This is a genomic window from Frankia sp. CcI156, assembly GCF_001983015.1.
Taxonomy (GTDB): domain Bacteria; phylum Actinomycetota; class Actinomycetes; order Frankiales; family Frankiaceae; genus Frankia; species Frankia casuarinae.
The window spans coordinates 1-16738 of record NZ_MOMD01000061.1; the positions used below are offsets into that span (position 1 = coordinate 1).

13 protein-coding genes are annotated in these 16738 nt (G+C 72.2%); 6 read left to right on the plus strand and 7 right to left on the minus strand.

Going from position 1 to position 16738, the window contains the following annotated elements:
- The 4 genes from CcI156_RS19450 to hemE form a co-directional block, all read right to left on the minus strand.
- A partial coding sequence (locus CcI156_RS19450; RefSeq protein ID WP_371681824.1) for a nucleoside-diphosphate sugar epimerase/dehydratase occupies window positions 1-1056 on the minus strand: 1056 nt, incomplete at its 3' end.
- A 926-nt stretch (window positions 1057-1982) separates the two neighbouring features.
- On the minus strand, window positions 1983-2678 hold the full coding sequence (hemQ, locus tag CcI156_RS19455; protein ID WP_076807394.1) for a hydrogen peroxide-dependent heme synthase: 696 nt from the start codon (window positions 2676-2678) through the stop codon (window positions 1983-1985).
- A 51-nt stretch (window positions 2679-2729) separates the two neighbouring features.
- On the minus strand, window positions 2730-4145 hold the full coding sequence (gene hemG, locus CcI156_RS19460) for a protoporphyrinogen oxidase (RefSeq protein WP_076807431.1): 1416 nt from the start codon (window positions 4143-4145) through the stop codon (window positions 2730-2732).
- A 101-nt stretch (window positions 4146-4246) separates the two neighbouring features.
- On the minus strand, window positions 4247-5356 hold the full coding sequence (gene hemE, locus CcI156_RS19465) for a uroporphyrinogen decarboxylase (protein ID WP_076807396.1): 1110 nt from the start codon (window positions 5354-5356) through the stop codon (window positions 4247-4249).
- Window positions 5357-5658: 302 nt separating this feature from the next.
- On the opposite strand from hemE, the gene CcI156_RS19470 reads away from it, so the two are divergent.
- From CcI156_RS19470 to CcI156_RS19495, 6 genes are all read left to right on the plus strand, one after another.
- A complete protein-coding gene (locus tag CcI156_RS19470) occupies window positions 5659-6114 on the plus strand; it encodes a DUF3817 domain-containing protein (protein WP_023841678.1) in 456 nt (151 codons plus the stop codon).
- 288 nt (window positions 6115-6402) lie between these two features.
- Window positions 6403-6654, plus strand: coding sequence for a hypothetical protein (locus tag CcI156_RS19475; RefSeq protein ID WP_139341552.1), 252 nt, complete (start codon window positions 6403-6405; stop codon window positions 6652-6654).
- Between the two features lie 137 nt (window positions 6655-6791).
- A complete protein-coding gene (locus tag CcI156_RS19480; RefSeq protein WP_011435775.1) occupies window positions 6792-7445 on the plus strand; it encodes a DUF3000 domain-containing protein in 654 nt (217 codons plus the stop codon).
- Between the two features lie 173 nt (window positions 7446-7618).
- Window positions 7619-8959: an HRDC domain-containing protein gene (locus tag CcI156_RS19485; protein WP_076807401.1), complete on the plus strand. Its 1341-nt coding sequence runs from the start codon at window positions 7619-7621 to the stop codon at window positions 8957-8959.
- A gap of 248 nt (window positions 8960-9207) precedes the next feature.
- The gene (locus tag CcI156_RS19490) at window positions 9208-10416 is read left to right on the plus strand and encodes an acetyl-CoA C-acyltransferase (RefSeq protein ID WP_076807404.1); all 1209 of its coding nucleotides are present in this window, start codon (window positions 9208-9210) and stop codon (window positions 10414-10416) included.
- A gap of 89 nt (window positions 10417-10505) precedes the next feature.
- Window positions 10506-12653, plus strand: a complete 2148-nt coding sequence (locus tag CcI156_RS19495) for a 3-hydroxyacyl-CoA dehydrogenase NAD-binding domain-containing protein (protein ID WP_076807406.1) — start codon at window positions 10506-10508, stop codon at window positions 12651-12653.
- Window positions 12654-12684: 31 nt separating this feature from the next.
- Here the strand turns inward: CcI156_RS19495 and CcI156_RS19500 are convergent, their stop codons facing one another.
- The 3 genes from CcI156_RS19500 to dxs form a co-directional block, all read right to left on the minus strand.
- Window positions 12685-13320: a hypothetical protein gene (locus CcI156_RS19500; RefSeq protein WP_023841681.1), complete on the minus strand. Its 636-nt coding sequence runs from the start codon at window positions 13318-13320 to the stop codon at window positions 12685-12687.
- Between the two features lie 23 nt (window positions 13321-13343).
- Window positions 13344-14342, minus strand: a complete 999-nt coding sequence (locus tag CcI156_RS19505; protein WP_023841682.1) for a lysylphosphatidylglycerol synthase domain-containing protein — start codon at window positions 14340-14342, stop codon at window positions 13344-13346.
- 199 nt (window positions 14343-14541) lie between these two features.
- Complete coding sequence (gene dxs, locus CcI156_RS19510; RefSeq protein ID WP_076807408.1) at window positions 14542-16509, minus strand: 1-deoxy-D-xylulose-5-phosphate synthase; 1968 nt, start codon at window positions 16507-16509, stop codon at window positions 14542-14544.
- Window positions 16510-16738: the final 229 nt, after the last annotated feature.

The window sequence follows — 16738 nt, forward strand, 5'->3', positions numbered from 1 at the left end:
GGTGAGCTCCGGCTCCTCGATGTGCAGCAGCGGCAGCCCGGCCACCGGACGAATCGAGATCCGCGGCCCGGTCACGTCGGTCAGCGCCGAGGAGACCAGCACGTCGACGTCGCTGCCCTCCAGCGTCCACAGCACCCGGCGCAACGTCTCGCCGTCCATCTGCGGACTGATGGCAACCGTGGTGGCGTACGTCGCCCGGATGGCCGTGTGCAGGGTTTCCGAGGTGCCGACGATCGGCACCCCGAGCAGGTCGAACCCACTGCGTTCCGGGGAGTCGTGACTGTGCCGGCCGGGCGAGCGGTCGAGCACGACACCGACGACCGCCCAACCCGACGTCGGATCCCGCTGGGCCAGCCGGACCAGGGTGGCAGCCGACTCCCCGGCCCCGACCACGAGCACCCGGTGCAGGCAGCGGCCCGCCCGGCGCATCCGGTGTAGGAGGCCGCGGCCGACGACCCGACCCACCATGGAGAWCAGGGTCGCGGCCGGGAAGGCGATCAGCACGTAACTACGGGCGATCTCCGCCTTCGTCGCGTACGAGGCGATGGCCACCGCCGCGGTGAACCGGGCCGCCGTGTTGACCACCCGCCGGAACTCCTCCGACCCGCCACCGAGGAACCGGCTCTCGTAGGCCCGGTTCAGGGACATCGCCAGCACCCAGGCGAGCGGCAGCAGAACCGTCATGAGGATGTACGGCTTGGAGGACACCGGCTGGGTGCCGAAGTCGACCAGGTCGCCGAATCGCACGAAATACGCGAGCCCCGCTGCCACCACGCAGGCGGCCGCGTCGAACAGGACAAGCAGCCGGACGTAACGCCGTTCCCAGGTCACCTGAGCGCGGTAGCCGCCCGTCTCGACGGCGGCCGGGCTCACCCTCCCCGCGCTGTGCCGCCCGCCGGGCCCGGTGGCCGTGCGGCTCGGCGGTGCGCCGGCGGGCCGGCCGGCCGTTCCCGCCGGCGCGTCCGGCGGGAACGGCATCCCCTGCCCGCCGCGGGTGCGCGGAACGAAGTTCGACCCAGCGGTCGCGCGCGTGCCGCCGGACACCGTCTCCGTCACTCGTGGTCCCCCCCAGCACCGCGACGGTGCGCGTTGACGACACCGACCGGACCCGGCCGAATGGACTGGCCCAGTGGCGCCGGCACGTGCCCGAGCCCGAACGAGGATCCGAGCGGGCCCGGAGGTGTCATCGTCCTCCCCGTTCGGCGGCCCGCGGCACCCCTCGCTCAGACAGCCACGAATTCATCCCTCGGTGGTACATCGACCGGACCTCCAGCGATCTTCCCCCCGCCACTGACTGTGGGCCATCCCGAACGACGAGCCGAACGCACGCATCATCCAGGTCCCGCTGGAGTGTGTCGGCACACACCGGAGCGAACTGGAGTACCGGACGCCGACACGGGTGGCGCTCCGTGGTCACGGGGGCAACGTTACCGGCTGCGCCAAGACGATTTACCAGCGGCCCGGCCAGGCGATGGCGGCGTGGCGCCCCGACCGCCGACCGTGGCGATGGCGTGATCCGTGCGTTTATGGCGACTCACAGTAACAGAGATGCGGTCGTCGGGCAGCGACCGCCATGACGAACCTTCCGAGTCGACGAACCTTCCAAGTCCGCCCACCGATGCGGACATGACGGACACCATCGACCCACGGACGCCTGACGCATACACTGCGCACACAAACAGCGGTGATAATGCTACTCTGCGTTATGGATCGCGGGTCTCGACTCGGGATCCGTCGGCTGCCCGCCCCCGCGGGCGCCGGGGGGTGGGGCTGTGCGATCCGGCGCGCCCCGTGCGACGTCGCCGACGTGATATCGCCGGGGTGATGTCCCCGGGATTGATGTCACCTGGAGTGATGCCGCCCGGGTGAGGCCGGTGAGCACAGTCACGGGACGGTCGGCGCCTGCCGGACGGGTGGGGGCGCCCAGGCAGGCGCCGGCTGCCGTCCCGGTCCTCCGCCGGTCTACCCGGCAGCCAGCCGCCTCAGGGCAGGGCGGTGACGACGTCCGCCAGCGGCTTGCGGGCACCGGTGTAGAACGGCGTCTCCAGCCTGGTGTGCCGTCGCGCCGCGCTGGCCCGAAGGTGCCGGATGCAGTCGACGATCCGGTGCAGCTCATCCGCCTCGAAGRCGAGCAGCCACTCGTAGTCGCCCAGTCCGAACGAAGCCACCGTGTTGGCCCGGACGTCCTCGTACTCCCGGCCCATGATCCCGTGCTCGGCTAGCATCCCGCGCCGTTCATAGTCCGGCAGCAGGTACCACTCCAGCGAGCGGTTGAACGGGTAGACGCAGAGATAACCGCGGGGGTCCTCCCGCCGGACGAAGGCGGGGATGTGGTTCTGGTTGAACTCCGCCGGCCGGTGCAGGCCGACCGCCGACCACACCGGACGCAGGTGCCCGCCCAGGGCCGTCCGCCGGAACCGCTGGTAGGTCTCCTGCAGCAGGTCCGGGTCCGGGCTCGTCCACCAGACCATCAGGTCCGCATCGGCCCGGTAGCCCGAGATCTCGTAGACACCGCGGGTGTAGACGTCCTTGGCCAGCGCCCCGTCGAGCAGGGCGGTCGCCTCGTCGATCAGCGGGGTCCGCTCGGCGGGTAGCGGACGGTCGGCCGCGAAGACCGACCATCCCGTGTAGAGCAGCTCCGCGTTGAGTTCGCGGGCCGATTTCGTAGACTCCGACATTCCCAGCCTCCTTCACCGGCGRCCGGACGCGGTCCGGGCCGGTGCACGTGATCAGATTCCCGGGCCCACCGGATCGGCCGGACTGCCCTGCGCCGTCCGGGTAGCCCTCAGCACCGCGTGCGCGGCGGTCTCCCCCGACCGGATGCAGGCCGGGATGCCTACACCGTCGTATCCCGCGCCGGCGAGGGCGATCCCCGCTGGAAGCCCCCGGCGCACCGCGGCGATCCGGTTGAGATGACCCGGCAGGTACTGCGGGAGCGCCCCGCCCCAGCGACTCACCCGGGTCGCTACCGGCCGACCGGACAGGCCGGTGATCTGCGCGATCTCCGCCRCCGCCACCCCGGCGAGCTCCACATCCCCGCGCTGCAGGTCCTGTTCGGCACCGGCGCGGCCGATGCTCGCCCGCACCACCGTGAGCCGGTCGGAGCCCAGGTGCGGCCACTTGGCGGACAGGAAGGTGGCCGCCTTCACCGCGGTGCCCGCCCGGGCGGGCACGAGGAATCCGCTGCCGGGTGGCGGCGCGGCGTCCCGGTAGACCAGCGTCACCAGGCCGACCGAGGCGTAGGGCACGCCGGCAAGCGGGGCGGAGGCATGCGGGGCCAGCGGCGCCAGCAGGGCGCGGGCCACCCCGGCAGGCACCGCGAGGATCACGGCGTCGGCCTGGAACGGCCCGAGGGCGTCCGCGCCGCCCACCCGGTCACAGTTGACCTGCCAGCCGCCCGCGGTCTTCGCGATCGAGCGGACGAGCACCCCGGTGCGCACGGTGGCGCCGGACTGCGCCGCCACTCGCGCCGCGAAGGAGCCCAGCCCCCCCCGAAGCGTGGCGAACAGCGGCGCCGTCGAGGTCGTCGTCGCGGGTCCGGTACGGGCCCGCACCCGGTGCGCGCCGAGGAGCAGCGAGCGGTCCTCGGCGAAGATGGGGACGAGCTGGGGCACGGTCGCCCGCAGCGACAGCGCGTCGGCCCGGCCCGCATACACCCCCCCGAGCAGCGGATCCACCAGCAGGTCGACGACTTCGCGCCCGACCCGCGTGCCGACGTAGCGACCGACGGTCGGATCGTCGGCGAAACGCGTCCGCGGCAGCACCAGGTCGGCGGCGGCCCGCACCAGCCCCCACGGGGACAGCACCCGCGAGCGGAGCAGGCCGAGGACGTCGGTCGGCACTCCGAGCAGGGTGTTCGGGGGGATGGGATGCAGCCGGCCGCGGATCCACAGTGAGGCTGACGTCGTGGCCGGATGCACGATCTCGTGCCCGAGCCCGATCTGCCGGGCCAGGCGGAGTCCGTCGGGAACCCGGGCGAGGAAGGACTCCRCGCCCTCTTCGACGTCCAGACCCTCGATCGGGGTGGTACGCAGCTTGCCACCGACCCGGTCCGCCGCATCGAGGACGGTCACTTCGGCGTGCCCGGCCAAGGCGCGGGCGGCCGAGAGCCCGGCGATACCCCCACCGACGATCACAACCCGCACGTTCCTGCCGCCCTTCACGTTGAGTGGTGCCGCCCGCCAGCTTTCACCATCGGGCCGGTGCCAGTGAACCGGCCCGATGAAGGCGGATCATCCGCCGTGGATCATCCGCCGTGGACAAGGTCGGCGACGTGCGCGAGCACGCCCGGATCGGTCTGCGGCAGCACCCCGTGGCCGAGGTTGAACACGTGCCCCTCTGCCTCGGCCCCGCGGGCGCAGACGTCGCGCACCTTGGCGGCGAGCACCGGTTCGGGGGCGAAGACCGCGGTCGGGTCGAGGTTTCCCTGCACGGCATGACCGGGCCCGATCCGCCGGGCGGCCTCGTCGAGAGGGACCCGCCAGTCGACGCCGACGACGTCCGCACCCGCCTGGCCCATCGCGGCGAGCAGCTCACCGGTGTTCACACCGAAGTGGATGCGCGGCACCTCACCGGCGAAGGCCGCCAGCACCCGAGCGCTGTGCGGCGCGACGTAGCGACGGTAGTCCGCCTCGTCCAGCGCCCCGGCCCAGGAGTCGAACAGCTGCAGCGCGTCAACACCGGCATCCACCTGGACGCGCAGGAAGGCGGTGGTGATGTCGGCGAGCCGGGCCAGCAGGGCGTGCCAGAGCTTCGGTTCGCTGTACATCAACGCCTTGGTGCGGGCGTGGTCGCGACTCGGTCCGCCCTCGATGAGGTAGCTCGCGAGGGTGAACGGCGCCCCGGCGAACCCGATCAGCGGGGTTGAACCCAGMTCGGCCAGCAGGAACYGGACCGCGTCGRCCACGTAGGGAACGTCGTCCGGCTCCAGTGCACGCAACGCGGCGAGCCCGACGGCGTCCCRCACGGGCTCGGCCACCACCGGTCCGATCCCGGCGACGATGTCGATGTCGAGGCCGATCGCGACCAGGGGCACCACGATGTCGGAGAAGAAGATCGCCGCGTCCGGCCGGAACCGGCGTACCGGCTGGAGCGTGATCTCCGTGATCATCTCGGCGTCCCGGCAGGAGTCGAGCATGGCGACTCCCGCGCGCAGGGCCCGGTACTCGGGCAGGACCCGCCCGGCCTGACGCATGAACYACACCGGCGTGGTCCCGGGGTGCTCCCGTCGACAGGCACGCAGGAAGGGCGCGGTGTCGGCCAGGCCGGGCCGCCGGGCGAGCGCTGCACCGCTCGGCGGGGGCGAGACGCCAMCCGGCCCGGATCCGGGTCGCGCGTCAACGTGGAGGACAGGCATGGGTCGATCGTTGCACGCCTGTGGGAGGTGTGGGAGGACGGCCGTAGCGGGATGGGCCACCACACGGGCCTGACGGCTCCCAGCGGCGAGGACCGGGGAGTACGAACCGGAACGTTGCACATCCGCTATCTTCTACTCTGAGTAGAAGAACTTCCAGGTTCAGCCGGYGTCGGGCGCTCCCGCCCGTCGAGGCCGCGCTCGGCGGACGGGGACGAACGATCGAGCGGACGTGACGAATCCCGCGGTCGCCGTGGCACGGCCACGGCGCGTCCCGGGTCCCGGAGCGCCAAGGCGCCCGAACAGTGGAACACCTCAGTGTCATCTGCTACGCCGTCTGCTACTACACCGTCTGCTACGACGCCATCTGCTACGACGAGGAGTCACCGATGACCGGTCGTGCCCCGAGCGGCGCCTTCCAGCCCCTTGCCCTGGCCCGCGTCGTCTCGCTCGCCGAGGCGTCGTCCTTCCTTCTGCTGCTCGTCGCGACCGCGATCAAATACGGTGCCGGCTACCCGATCGGCGTGCGGATCCTCGGCCCGATCCACGGCGTGCTCTTCCTCACCTATTGCGCCCTCATCGGCTACCTCTCGATGGTCGGGCGCTGGCGCCGTAAGCGGACCGTACTCGCGCTGATCGCCGCGGTGCTGCCTGTCGCCCCGTTCTTCGTCGAGCGGCACTGGCTGCGCGGCGACGCCGTCCGGCTGGGCAACGCGGAGCCGGCACGCCCCACCTCGAAGCCGGCCGGCCAGGCGGGCTGAGCCTGGGGCCGGCCCGACCCCACCGGCCCACAGACCGGGCGATCCGCCCCGCACCGCCCCGAGACGGGCTCACGCGACACGCCGGAGAGAATGCACGGACATCCGCTCGTCCCGTGGCACCGTCAGTCCGGTCGGAATTGGGGTAGAGGGTGCGCGTCATCCCGCGTTCCTCTCCCTCCGGCCGTGGCGAATGGCGCGCGATCCGTGGTTATGCGCCCACCACGATCCAACGGGACGCATCACGGGCAGACGTGCGCGGGGAGTGGTGGTCGAGTGGAACAGGTCCGGATGAGCGCCGAGGATCACATCGTTCTCGTCTGCATCGCATGCCGCGACGAGCGCATCTTCGAGCAACCTCCGTRCTCCGACGGGCACGGTGACGACTGCCCGGAGTGGGCCTGCACCTCCTGTGGCACCGCGGTGCTGGTCGGGCCGGCCCCCGCGGAGCGGCCGACGACCCGGCCGAGGCCCGTGCGCGAGACCCCCGCAGTCCGAGATCTCCGCGGCCGCGATCGTGCCGCCGCGCGGATCCCGGCGTGAGCCTGCACAGTTCCGCCCCTCAGCCGGGGTACTCCGGACACCGGCTCACCGGTTCCCGCCCGCACGCAACGGGACCGAACCCGTACGCTCCGGCGTCTGGCCAGCATGATCACGACCGACGTCCTACCGTTGCCGTCATGGGGGTCGCGCAGTCATCCGAGGCGAGCCCTCCGATCTTCCTCGCGGTCACCGACGCCCTGCGCGCGGGGATCGCGCGGCTACGCCCGGAGGTGGCGGTGCACGAGGTGGCGGCACCCACCCGGGTCGCGCCGTTCTCCTTCGCTCTGGCCGGCGGGCTGACYGGGGACGAGGCCGACACCGCGGCCGGCCGGCTCATCCTGCTCATGGATCCCCAGGGACAGCCGGCCTGGCAGGGCACGGCCCGCATCGTCTGCTACGCCCGCGCGAGCATCGACCGGGAGATCGCCGGCGATCCCCTGCTCGCCGAGGTCGCCTGGTCGTGGCTGCGGGAATCATTGGAGGCGCACGGCGCGGGCGTGCGCGCCCTGGGCGGCACGGTCACGGCCACCGCGTCACAACGCTTCGGTGTGCTCGCGGCCGACGGGGACAGTTTCGACGTGGAGCTGCGCTGCTCCTGGTCACCCGACTGGGCGGAGACCGCCCTCGCATCCGACCGCGGCCCCGCGGGGCCGGACACGCAGGGCCGGCTGCCTTGGAGCGCCTCGGCGACGGTCGCCCACCTGCTCGCGTTCGGGGACCTGCTCGCGGCCATGGCCGGGCTTCCCCCACAACTGTCCGGAGTCATCACGCTACCAACTCGCCGGAGTTGACCGCGTCACACCGGCCCGCCGGACGGACAGCACCGCACCACCCACCGCGCGCCGCGGCCGACCTTCCACCGCRCACACCTCCCATTACCACGTCGTTACAAAGCGTATAAATAACGCGATTCGCTGTAGGACACGGCTACCTCCGTCAGGATTCAGACGTACGATCACCGATCGTGACGTCGACGGTTCCTGAATCAACACAGCAGGTCAGCGGGGGTGTCAGCGCAGAGGTGGAGGTACAGCCCAGCACCGGTGCTCATGAGCCCATCCCGCTGCTCATCCCTGCGGACGGGGTACCCCCCGTCATCGTTGACACCGCGGAACTCGCCGCGGCGGCGGAACGCCTCGCGGCCGGCATCGGGCCGGTCGCGTTCGACGCCGAACGTGCGTCCGGTTACCGGTACAGCCAGCGGGCCTACCTCGTCCAGATCCGACGGCGGGGCACGGGCTCGCTGCTCCTCGATCCGATCGCGCTCGAGGATCTGWGCGTCATCCAGGACGCGGTGGGCGGGGTCGAATGGGTGCTGCACGCCGCCAGCCAGGACCTTCCGTGCCTGTCCGAGCTCGGTCTGCGGCCGAGTCTGCTGTTCGACACGGAGCTCGCCGGCCGGTTGCTGGGCTACGAACGGGTCGGGCTGGGGATAATGGTCGAACGGGTGCTGGGCTACGGGCTGGAGAAGGGCCATTCGGCCGCGGACTGGTCGACCCGCCCGCTTCCCGAGCCGTGGCTGCGCTACGCGGCACTCGACGTCGAGCTGCTGGTGGAGTTGCGCGACGCGCTCGAGGCGGAGCTGATCGAACAGAACAAGATCGAGTTTGCCCGGCAGGAGTTCGCCGCGATCGTCGCGGCCCCGCCACGCGAGCCACGGGCCGAGCCGTGGCGCCGGACGAGCGGGATCCACCGAGCCCGGTCCCGCCGCCAGCTGGCGGCGGTCCGGGCGATGTGGACCGCCCGGGACCGGCTAGCTCGTACCCGTGACGTCGCGCCGGGTCGCGTCCTCCCGGACAGCGCGATCATGGACGCCGTGCTGAACGCCCCCACCGACGCGGCCGCGCTGGTCCGGCTGCCCATCTTCTCCGGACCACGGATCCGCCGCACCGCGAACGTCTGGCTCGACGCCCTGCGTGGCGCCGCCGCACTGCCCGAGGAGGAGCTGCCCGCCCCGGCCGGACCGGGCGGCGACGGTCTGCCGCCGCCCAACCGCTGGGCCGAGCGCGACCCGGTGGCCGCGTCGCGGCTGGCCCGGGTGCGGGCCGCGCTGGCCGCCCTCGCCGCCGCCCACACGATGCCGGTGGAAAACCTCCTCGAGCCCGCGTTGTCCCGGCGGCTCGCCTGGTCCCCGCCGAATCCCCTGACGGACACGGCCGTCGCCGGGGCGCTGCGGACCGGCGGGGCACGCCCCTGGCAGATCAAGCTGACGGCCGCTCCCCTGCTCACCGTCCTCGCCGAGCCGCCGGCCGAACCGACGGAACCGGCCGAACCGGCCGAACCGGCAGCCGAGCCGGCGGGCTGACGACCGGATCCGCGGGTCGTGGGCCAGGGACGGACCGGCGCATCACGGCATCGGCCTCCCCGGGCATCCGGCATCCATGGCTCCGGGATGTCTACCGGCTGGTAACCGCTGCCGTAGGCTAGCCGTGCCGGCGGTATCCGCGCCGGTGCCGGYTGGCTGTCCAGGCCCTGGAACCGGGTTTCGGACAACGGCCGACGTTCGACGGCGACGAACCGGCGGTCGGTGGCGGCCGCGGGTCGGGAGGTCCCGTGTTCGGATCATCCAGAAACTTCGTACGCGACGTCGTGTTCGTCGACGGGGTCCGAACCCCGTTCGGGAAGGCCAAGGGCGTCTACGCCGAGACCCGTGCCGACGATCTGATCGTGCGGGTGATCCGGGAGCTGCTGCGACGCAATCCTTCCCTCCCCCCCGAGCGGATCGACGAGGTGGCGATCGCGGCCACCACCCAGATCGGCGATCAAGGCCTGACCATCGGCCGGGTCGCCGCCATCCTGTCCGGGTTGCCGGAAACGGTGCCGGGCTTCGCGATCGACCGGATGTGCGCAGGCGCCGTCACGGCGGTGACCACGACGGCCTCGTCGATCGCCGTCGGCGCCTACGACGTGGCCGTGGCCGGCGGGGTGGAACACATGGGCCGCCACCCGATGGGCGAAGGCGCCGACCTCAACCCCCGGTTCGTCGCCGAACGGCTCGTGGACACCTCCGCGCTGGTGATGGGCTCGACCGCCGAGAACCTGCACGACCGGTACCCCAAGATCACCAAATCGCGGGCGGACGCCTTCGCTCTGGCCTCCCAGGAGAAGGTCGCCAAGGCGTACGCGAACGGTCAGATCCAGCCCGACCTCGTCCCGGTGGCCGCCCGGCACGTCGAGACGGGCTGGGAGTTCGTCACCGTCGACGAGCCGCCGCGACCGGACACCACGCAGGCGGGGCTCGCCGGGCTGCGCACGCCGTTCCGGCCGCACGGGCGGGTGACCGCGGGCAACTCCGCCGGGCTCAACGACGGCGCCACCGGCTGCCTGCTCGCCGCCGCCGAGGTGGCGGCCGAGCTAAGCCTGCCGGCGAAGATGAGCCTGGTGGGTTTCGCGTTCGCCGGAGTCCCCCCCGAGGTGATGGGCGTCGGGCCGATCCCGTCGACGGAGAAGGCGCTGGCCCGCACCGGCCTGACCATCGACGACATCGGCCTGTTCGAGCTGAACGAGGCCTTCGCCGTGCAGGTCCTGGCCTTCCTCGACCACTTCGGCATCGCCGAGGACGATCCCCGGGTCAACCCGTACGGCGGGGCCATCGCGTTCGGTCACCCACTGGCGTCCAGCGGGGTGCGCCTGATGACCCAGCTCRCCCGGCAGTTCGCCGAGCATCCCGAGGTGCGCTATGGCATGACGGCGATGTGCGTGGGTCTCGGCATGGGCGCCACCACGATCTGGGCGAATCCGCACCACGCCGCGGCCAACTGAGCAGGTACGACGACCGAGCAGGCACGACGACCGACCCGGGACGACCCGTCCGACACGACCGGGCCCGCGGCGGAACCGAGGGGAGATCCATGACCATCGACGAGGTGACCCTGTCCTTCCCGGGCGAGGTCGTCACGGCCGCCCACGTCCRCTACGCGCGGCTGCCCGAGGTGGCCGGGCCYGTCGCCCTGATCACCCTCGACAACGGTCATGACCACACCCGGCCGAACACCTTCGGCCCGGCCGGCCTGCGGTCCCTGCTCGCCGCCGTCGACGAGATCGAGGCGCACGACCCGCCGGTCGCCGCGATCGCCGTCACCGGCAAGCCGTTCATCTTCAGCGTGGGTGCGGACCTGTCCTTCCGCTCATCGCTCACCGACCCGGAGCGGATCCGCCCCTCGCTCGCGGCGCTCGGCCGCCTCGGGCACGAGGCCTTCGCCCGGGTGGGTGAGGGTCGCCTGGGTGACCGGAAGGTCCCGACCTTCGCCCTCGTCAACGGGGTGGCGCTGGGCGGCGGGCTGGAGCTGGCCCTGCACTGCGACTACCGGGCGCTGTCCGCCGGCATTCCCGCACTCGCCTTCCCAGAGGTCTTCCTCGGCCTCGTCCCGGGCTGGGGCGGCACCCAGCTGCTGCCCAACCTCATCGGCGCCGAACGGGCGGTGTCCGTCGTCATCGGCAACGCGCTCAGCCAGAACCGCATGCTGCGCGGCCGGCAGGCGTTCGAGCTGGGTCTCGGGGACGTGCTGCTGGAGCCGGCGGACTTCCTGGCGGAGGCGCTGCGCTGGGTGGGCCAGGTGCTGCGCGGCGATGTCGACCCGGTGGCCGCCCGCGCGCCGGTCGAGCGGGGGGCGGGCTGGGCGGAGGCGATCGCACGGGGCCGGACGCTCGCCGACGCGAAGCTGCACGGGGCCGCGCCGGCCGCCTACCGGGCGTTGGACCTCCTCGCGCTCGCCGAGACCGCCGACCGCGCCACCGGGTACGCGKCCGAGACCGAGGCCCTCGCCGATCTGTCCGTCAGCGACGAACTCGCCGCCAGCCTGTACTCCTTCGACCTCGTGCAGAAGCGGGCGAAGCGGCCGGTGGGCGGGCCKGACCCGGCGCTGGCCCGGCCCGTGACGAAGGTCGGGGTGGTCGGCGCCGGCCTCATGGCAAGCCAGCTCGCCCTCGTGTTCGCGCACCGGCTCGAGGTGCCGGTGGTGCTCACCGACATCGACCAGGCCCGGCTCGACGCCGGGGTCGCGGGGGTCCACCAGGAGGTCGACAACCTCCTGCTGCGCCACCGCATCACCCCCGACCAGGCGAACCGCTACAAGGCGAACGTCACCGGATCCCTGACCAAGGACGCCTTCGCGGACGCGGACCTCGTCATCGAGGCCGTCTTCGAGAACCTGGCCGTCAAGCGGACCGTGCTCGCGGAGCTCGAGGCCGTCGTGGCGCCCACGGCCGTGCTCCTGACGAACACCTCGGCGCTGTCGGTCACCGAGATGGCCGCTGGGCTCGATCATCCCGAACGGGTAGCCGGGCTGCACTTCTTCAATCCGGTGTCGGTCCTCCCCCTGGTCGAGGTGGTCCGCGCTGCCCGCAGCGACGACGCCACCATCGCGACGACGCTGGCCGTGGCGAAGAACCTGAAGAAGAACGCGGTCCTGGTCGCCGATGCCCCGGCGTTCGTCGTCAACCGGCTGCTGACGCGGTTCCTCGGGGAGGTGCTCGGCGCGACAGAGGGCGGTACGCCGCTCGAGGAGGCCGACCACGCCCTCGATCCGCTGGGGCTGCCGATGTCCCCGATGACCCTGCTCGCCCTCGTCGGGCCGCCGGTCGCCCTGCACGTCGCGGAGACACTGCACGCGGCGTTCCCGGACCGGTTCCGGCGGCCGACGGCTCTCGCCCGGCTGGTCGAGGCGGGCCGGAGCGGCGTCTACACCACGGGCCCGGACGGCGTCCAGACCGTCGACCCGGACGCCGCCGCGCTCATCTTCACGCCGTCCCCGGCCGCCACCCCGCTGACCGGGGACGAGGTACGCGAGGCGGCGCTGCGGGCGCTCGCCGAGGAGATCCATCTGATGCTGACCGAGAAGATCGTCGCGGAGGCCGCCGACATCGACCTGTGCATGATCCTCGGCGCCGGCTGGCCGTTCCACCTCGGCGGCATCACGCCCTACCTGGACCGTAGCGGCATCAGCGAGGCCGTCACCGGGCAGCGCTTCGCCCCGCCGGGGGTCGCCACCCTGCGCTGATCCAATCGGCCGCCCTGACCATCGGCGCCGGTCAGGCCGTGCGGACCGGTGGCTCGTCGTCGCCACCGCCGCGTCGGCCATCGCCGGGGGAATCATCGAACGGGCCCGGCTGCTGAAGATCCGGGGGCAGCGACGGGTCCAAGGAGAACGGGGCGCCGGGCGTCAGCAGGCAGTAGCTTCCGGATTCCTTTCCCACCTGGTACGTCTCGTGGCTCGCCGCGGCGCTGCCGCGCCGGACGTCGACCTGAACCTCCCGGACCGTCGGGGAACCCACGGACCGGTGGATCTGCACTCTTCGCACGGCGAACGAGGCGATACCGCCCTGGACATCGTCCAGAGCCCGCATGATGATGGCGAACTCGGACGCTGGGCGGCGTTCCTGGACCGACGGGCAGAGGCGGACGTAAGCGGCCTCGTAGCGCGAGTCCCTGACCTCCATCAGGTAGGCGCGGACGGCGTTGGCAGGGCCGTCGGTGGAGCGGAGGAGCAGGAACAGACCGGTTCCGCCCGCGCCGGTCAGGAGGGCGAGCACGAGGACGAGCGGGATCAGCCACCGGGCCCGACTACGGCGGGGTGCCGGCGGCCCGCCCGGCCACCCGGGGCCGCCCCACGAGATCGGCGGGACGGGCGGGGGCCACCCGGGTGGCCGTTGCGGGTCATGGTGCACCCCCCACCCTCCTCCCACTTTCCTCACATTCGCTCCTGCATCGCATCATCAGTACACAACAGCCGAGCACCCCGCTGCCGTAGGGCGACACCGACGAGCGCCCAGACCAGGTCGGCGATCGTGGCGAGAAGCCGCGCCACCAACGCGACCAGGGTCGCCGGCCCGCTGGCGACCGCCGGCGCCAGCGCCAGCACCAGCACCGCCTCCCGCACCCCCGCCCCGGCGGGCAGCACCAGTACCAGGAATCCGGCGGTCCAGGCCAGGGCATAGGCCCCGAGGGAGAGCAGCAACAGCCGGCCGCCACCGACCGCCGGATGCAGATCCCGGACGAGCAGCCAGGTCGCCACCCCATAGCAGCAGAAGCTGAGCAGCAACCAGCCGGCTCCGGCGGCGACGGCCCGCGGGGGCAGCGGTTCGGTCAGCGGTGGGCGGCGCAGCAGCCGGAATGCCAGCGCCAGCAGGCGGGACAGCACCGGGGGACAGAGCACGACGACGAAGACGGGCACGACCGCCAGCGCCCACCAGTAGTCGGCGAGCGCCTGCGCGGAGACGAACGGCAGGGTGACCGCCGCGGCGAGCCCCCCGCTCGGCACCGCGAGCGCCAACACGACCAGGCTCGCCGAAGCCGCCTTCGGCCGGGAGACGCCGTGGTCGCGGGAGAGCTCCATCTGCGCGAGCACCGGCCACACGCTGCCCGGGATATATTTGCCGATCTGCCCGACGAAGAAGATCCGCACAGCGGCCCGCAGGGGAAGCGCGGCGCCCAACCCCCCCAGCAACGCCCGCCAGGACAACACGGTGGTACCGACGGCAAGCACGGTGACCACACCCGAGGCCACCACGCCGCCCACGGTGAGCGAGCGGACGGACTCCTCGATCTCGTTCCACTGGCTGACCATGGCGAGAACCAGTAGCCCGAGGGCCACCAGAAGCGCACCACGCACGGCCCACCAGCGTGGGCCGTGCCCAGCCCGGCGGCGGGAGGCGGCGCCCTGGCGCGCCGACACGGTGTGCTCACCCACCTGGTCAGCCTAGGACGGCGGTCGGGCCGCCACCGCGCCGGGCCCCGACACGGTGGCGGATCCCGACACGGTGGCGGGTCCTTGCCCGTCGGACCCCGATGACCGGGCGGCACCCGGGTGCGTCCGGGATCAGCGCACCCGAGTCAGAGCACCGGGATCAGCGCACCCGAGTCAGAGCACCGGGGTCAGCGCGCCGCGGTCAGCGCTGGTCGCCGATGGCCTCGCCGGCCCGCTCGCCCGCCGGGGCCGCTTCGCCGGGCGAGGTCGGGTCGTCCTCGATCGCCGGCTGGCGCTTCGCGACGGCCTCGACGACCTTGCGGGCGAGGTCCTGCGGGGCAAGCCCGACCTCGGCCATGACCTCGTCCCGCTTGCCGTGGTCGAGGAAGCGCTGGGCGATGCCGAAGTCCCGCAGGGGCACGTCAACGTCGGCGTCGCGCAGCAGCTGGGCCAGCGCCGCCCCGACCCCGCCGACCCGGCCGTTATCCTCGACGGTGACGACGAGGTCGTGGGCGCGGGCAAGATCGATCAGCGCCGGGTCCAGTGGCTTGACCCACCGCGGGTCGACAACGGTGATGCCGATGCCCTGGCTCGCGACCCGCTCCGCGACCTCCAGGCAGGTGGCGGCCATCGCGCCGATGGAGACCAGCAGCACCTCGCGGCGCTGGGCCACCTTCGGCGAACGGTAGAGCACGTCCACCCCGCCGACCGTGTCAATCGCCGGCACGTCCACGGCGACCTTGCCCTTGGGGAAACGCACGACGGTCGGGCCGTCGGTGTCACCCACGGCCTCACGCAGCTCCGCCCGCAGGGTCGGCGCGTCCCGCGGGGCGGCGATCGCGAGCCCCGGGACGACCTGCAGGAACGACAGGTCCCACATGCCGTTGTGCGACGCCCCGTCCTCCCCGGTGATGCCGGCCCGATCGAGCACGAACGTCACGGGCTGGCGGTGCAGGGCGACGTCCATCAGGACCTGGTCGAACGCGCGGTTGAGGAACGTGGCGTAGAGACACACGACGGGCTTKAGCCCACCCATCGCGAGCCCGGCGGCCGAGGTGACGGCGTGCTGCTCGGCGATACCGACGTCGAACACCCGGTCCGGGTAGGCCTTGGCGAAGGCGCCGAGACCAACCGGCTGGAGCATCGCGGCGGTCAGCGTGACGACGTCGGGCCGCTCGGAACCGATCTGCACGATCTCGTCCGAGAAGATGCTCGTCCAGCTGATGGTCTTCGACGTCGACACCGRCTTGCCGGTCGCCGGGTCGATGATGCCGACGCCGTGGAAGTTGTCGGCGTCGTCCTGCTCCGCCGGCGGGTAGCCGAAGCCCTTGCGGGTCACGCAGTGGACGATGACGGGCCCGCCGAAATCCCGAGCCCGGCGCAGGGCCGACTCGACCGCGACGACGTCGTGGCCGTCGACCGGGCCGACGTACTTCAGGCCGAGGTCCTCGAACATGCCCTGCGGCTGGACGACGTCTTTGATGCCCTTCTTGATGCCGTGCAGCGCGTCGAACAGCGGGGGGCCGACCAGCGGGGTGCGGCCGAGGACCTGCTTGACGACGTCGAGGACCTGCTCGTACTCGGGCGCCAGCCGCAGCGCGGCGAGGTGGTCGGCGAGGCCGCCGATCGTCGGTGCGTAGGAGCGGCCGTTGTCGTTGACGACGATGACGACGGGCCGGTCGTCGGCGGCGATGTTGTTCAGCGCCTCCCAGCACATCCCGCCGGTCAGGGCGCCGTCACCGACGACGGCGACGACGGCCCGGTCCTCACCACGCAGCGCGTAGGCACGCGACAGCCCGTCGGCGTAGGACAGGGCGGTCGAGGCGTGCGAATTCTCGATGATGTCGTGCTCGGACTCGGYCCGGCTGGGGTAGCCGGAAAGGCCACCCCGCTGGCGCAGCCCGGAGAAATCGTCCGCCCGGCCGGTCAGAATCTTGTGCACATAGGACTGATGGCCGGTGTCCCAAAGGATGCGGTCGAATGGCGAATCAAACACACGATGTATTGCCAACGTCAGCTCGACAGCCCCCAGATTCGGCCCGAGGTGACCTCCCGTACGCGCGACTGCGTGAATGAGGAAATCACGGATCTCGGCCGCCAGGGTGGCGAGCTCCTCGTGGTCGAGGCGCTTGACGTCCTGCGGACTACTGATCGTGGACAGAAGCGACACGGCGTGAACTCCCTCTCCCGAAAGGGGATCGGTCCGGGTCCGGCAAAGTCTACGCAGCCCGTCTGGCCCCTTGCAGACGGGCACCCGACATGTGAGTTCCTCGTAGACCGTCAGGCAATAGGCCTGATCGCGGTAGAATCCACCTCCCCGGTTGTCCACTATTGGTCCGGATCCGAGTACGCGGATGCACACACTCTGTCGGCGTGGCGCGCGGGCGACACGCCGGCAC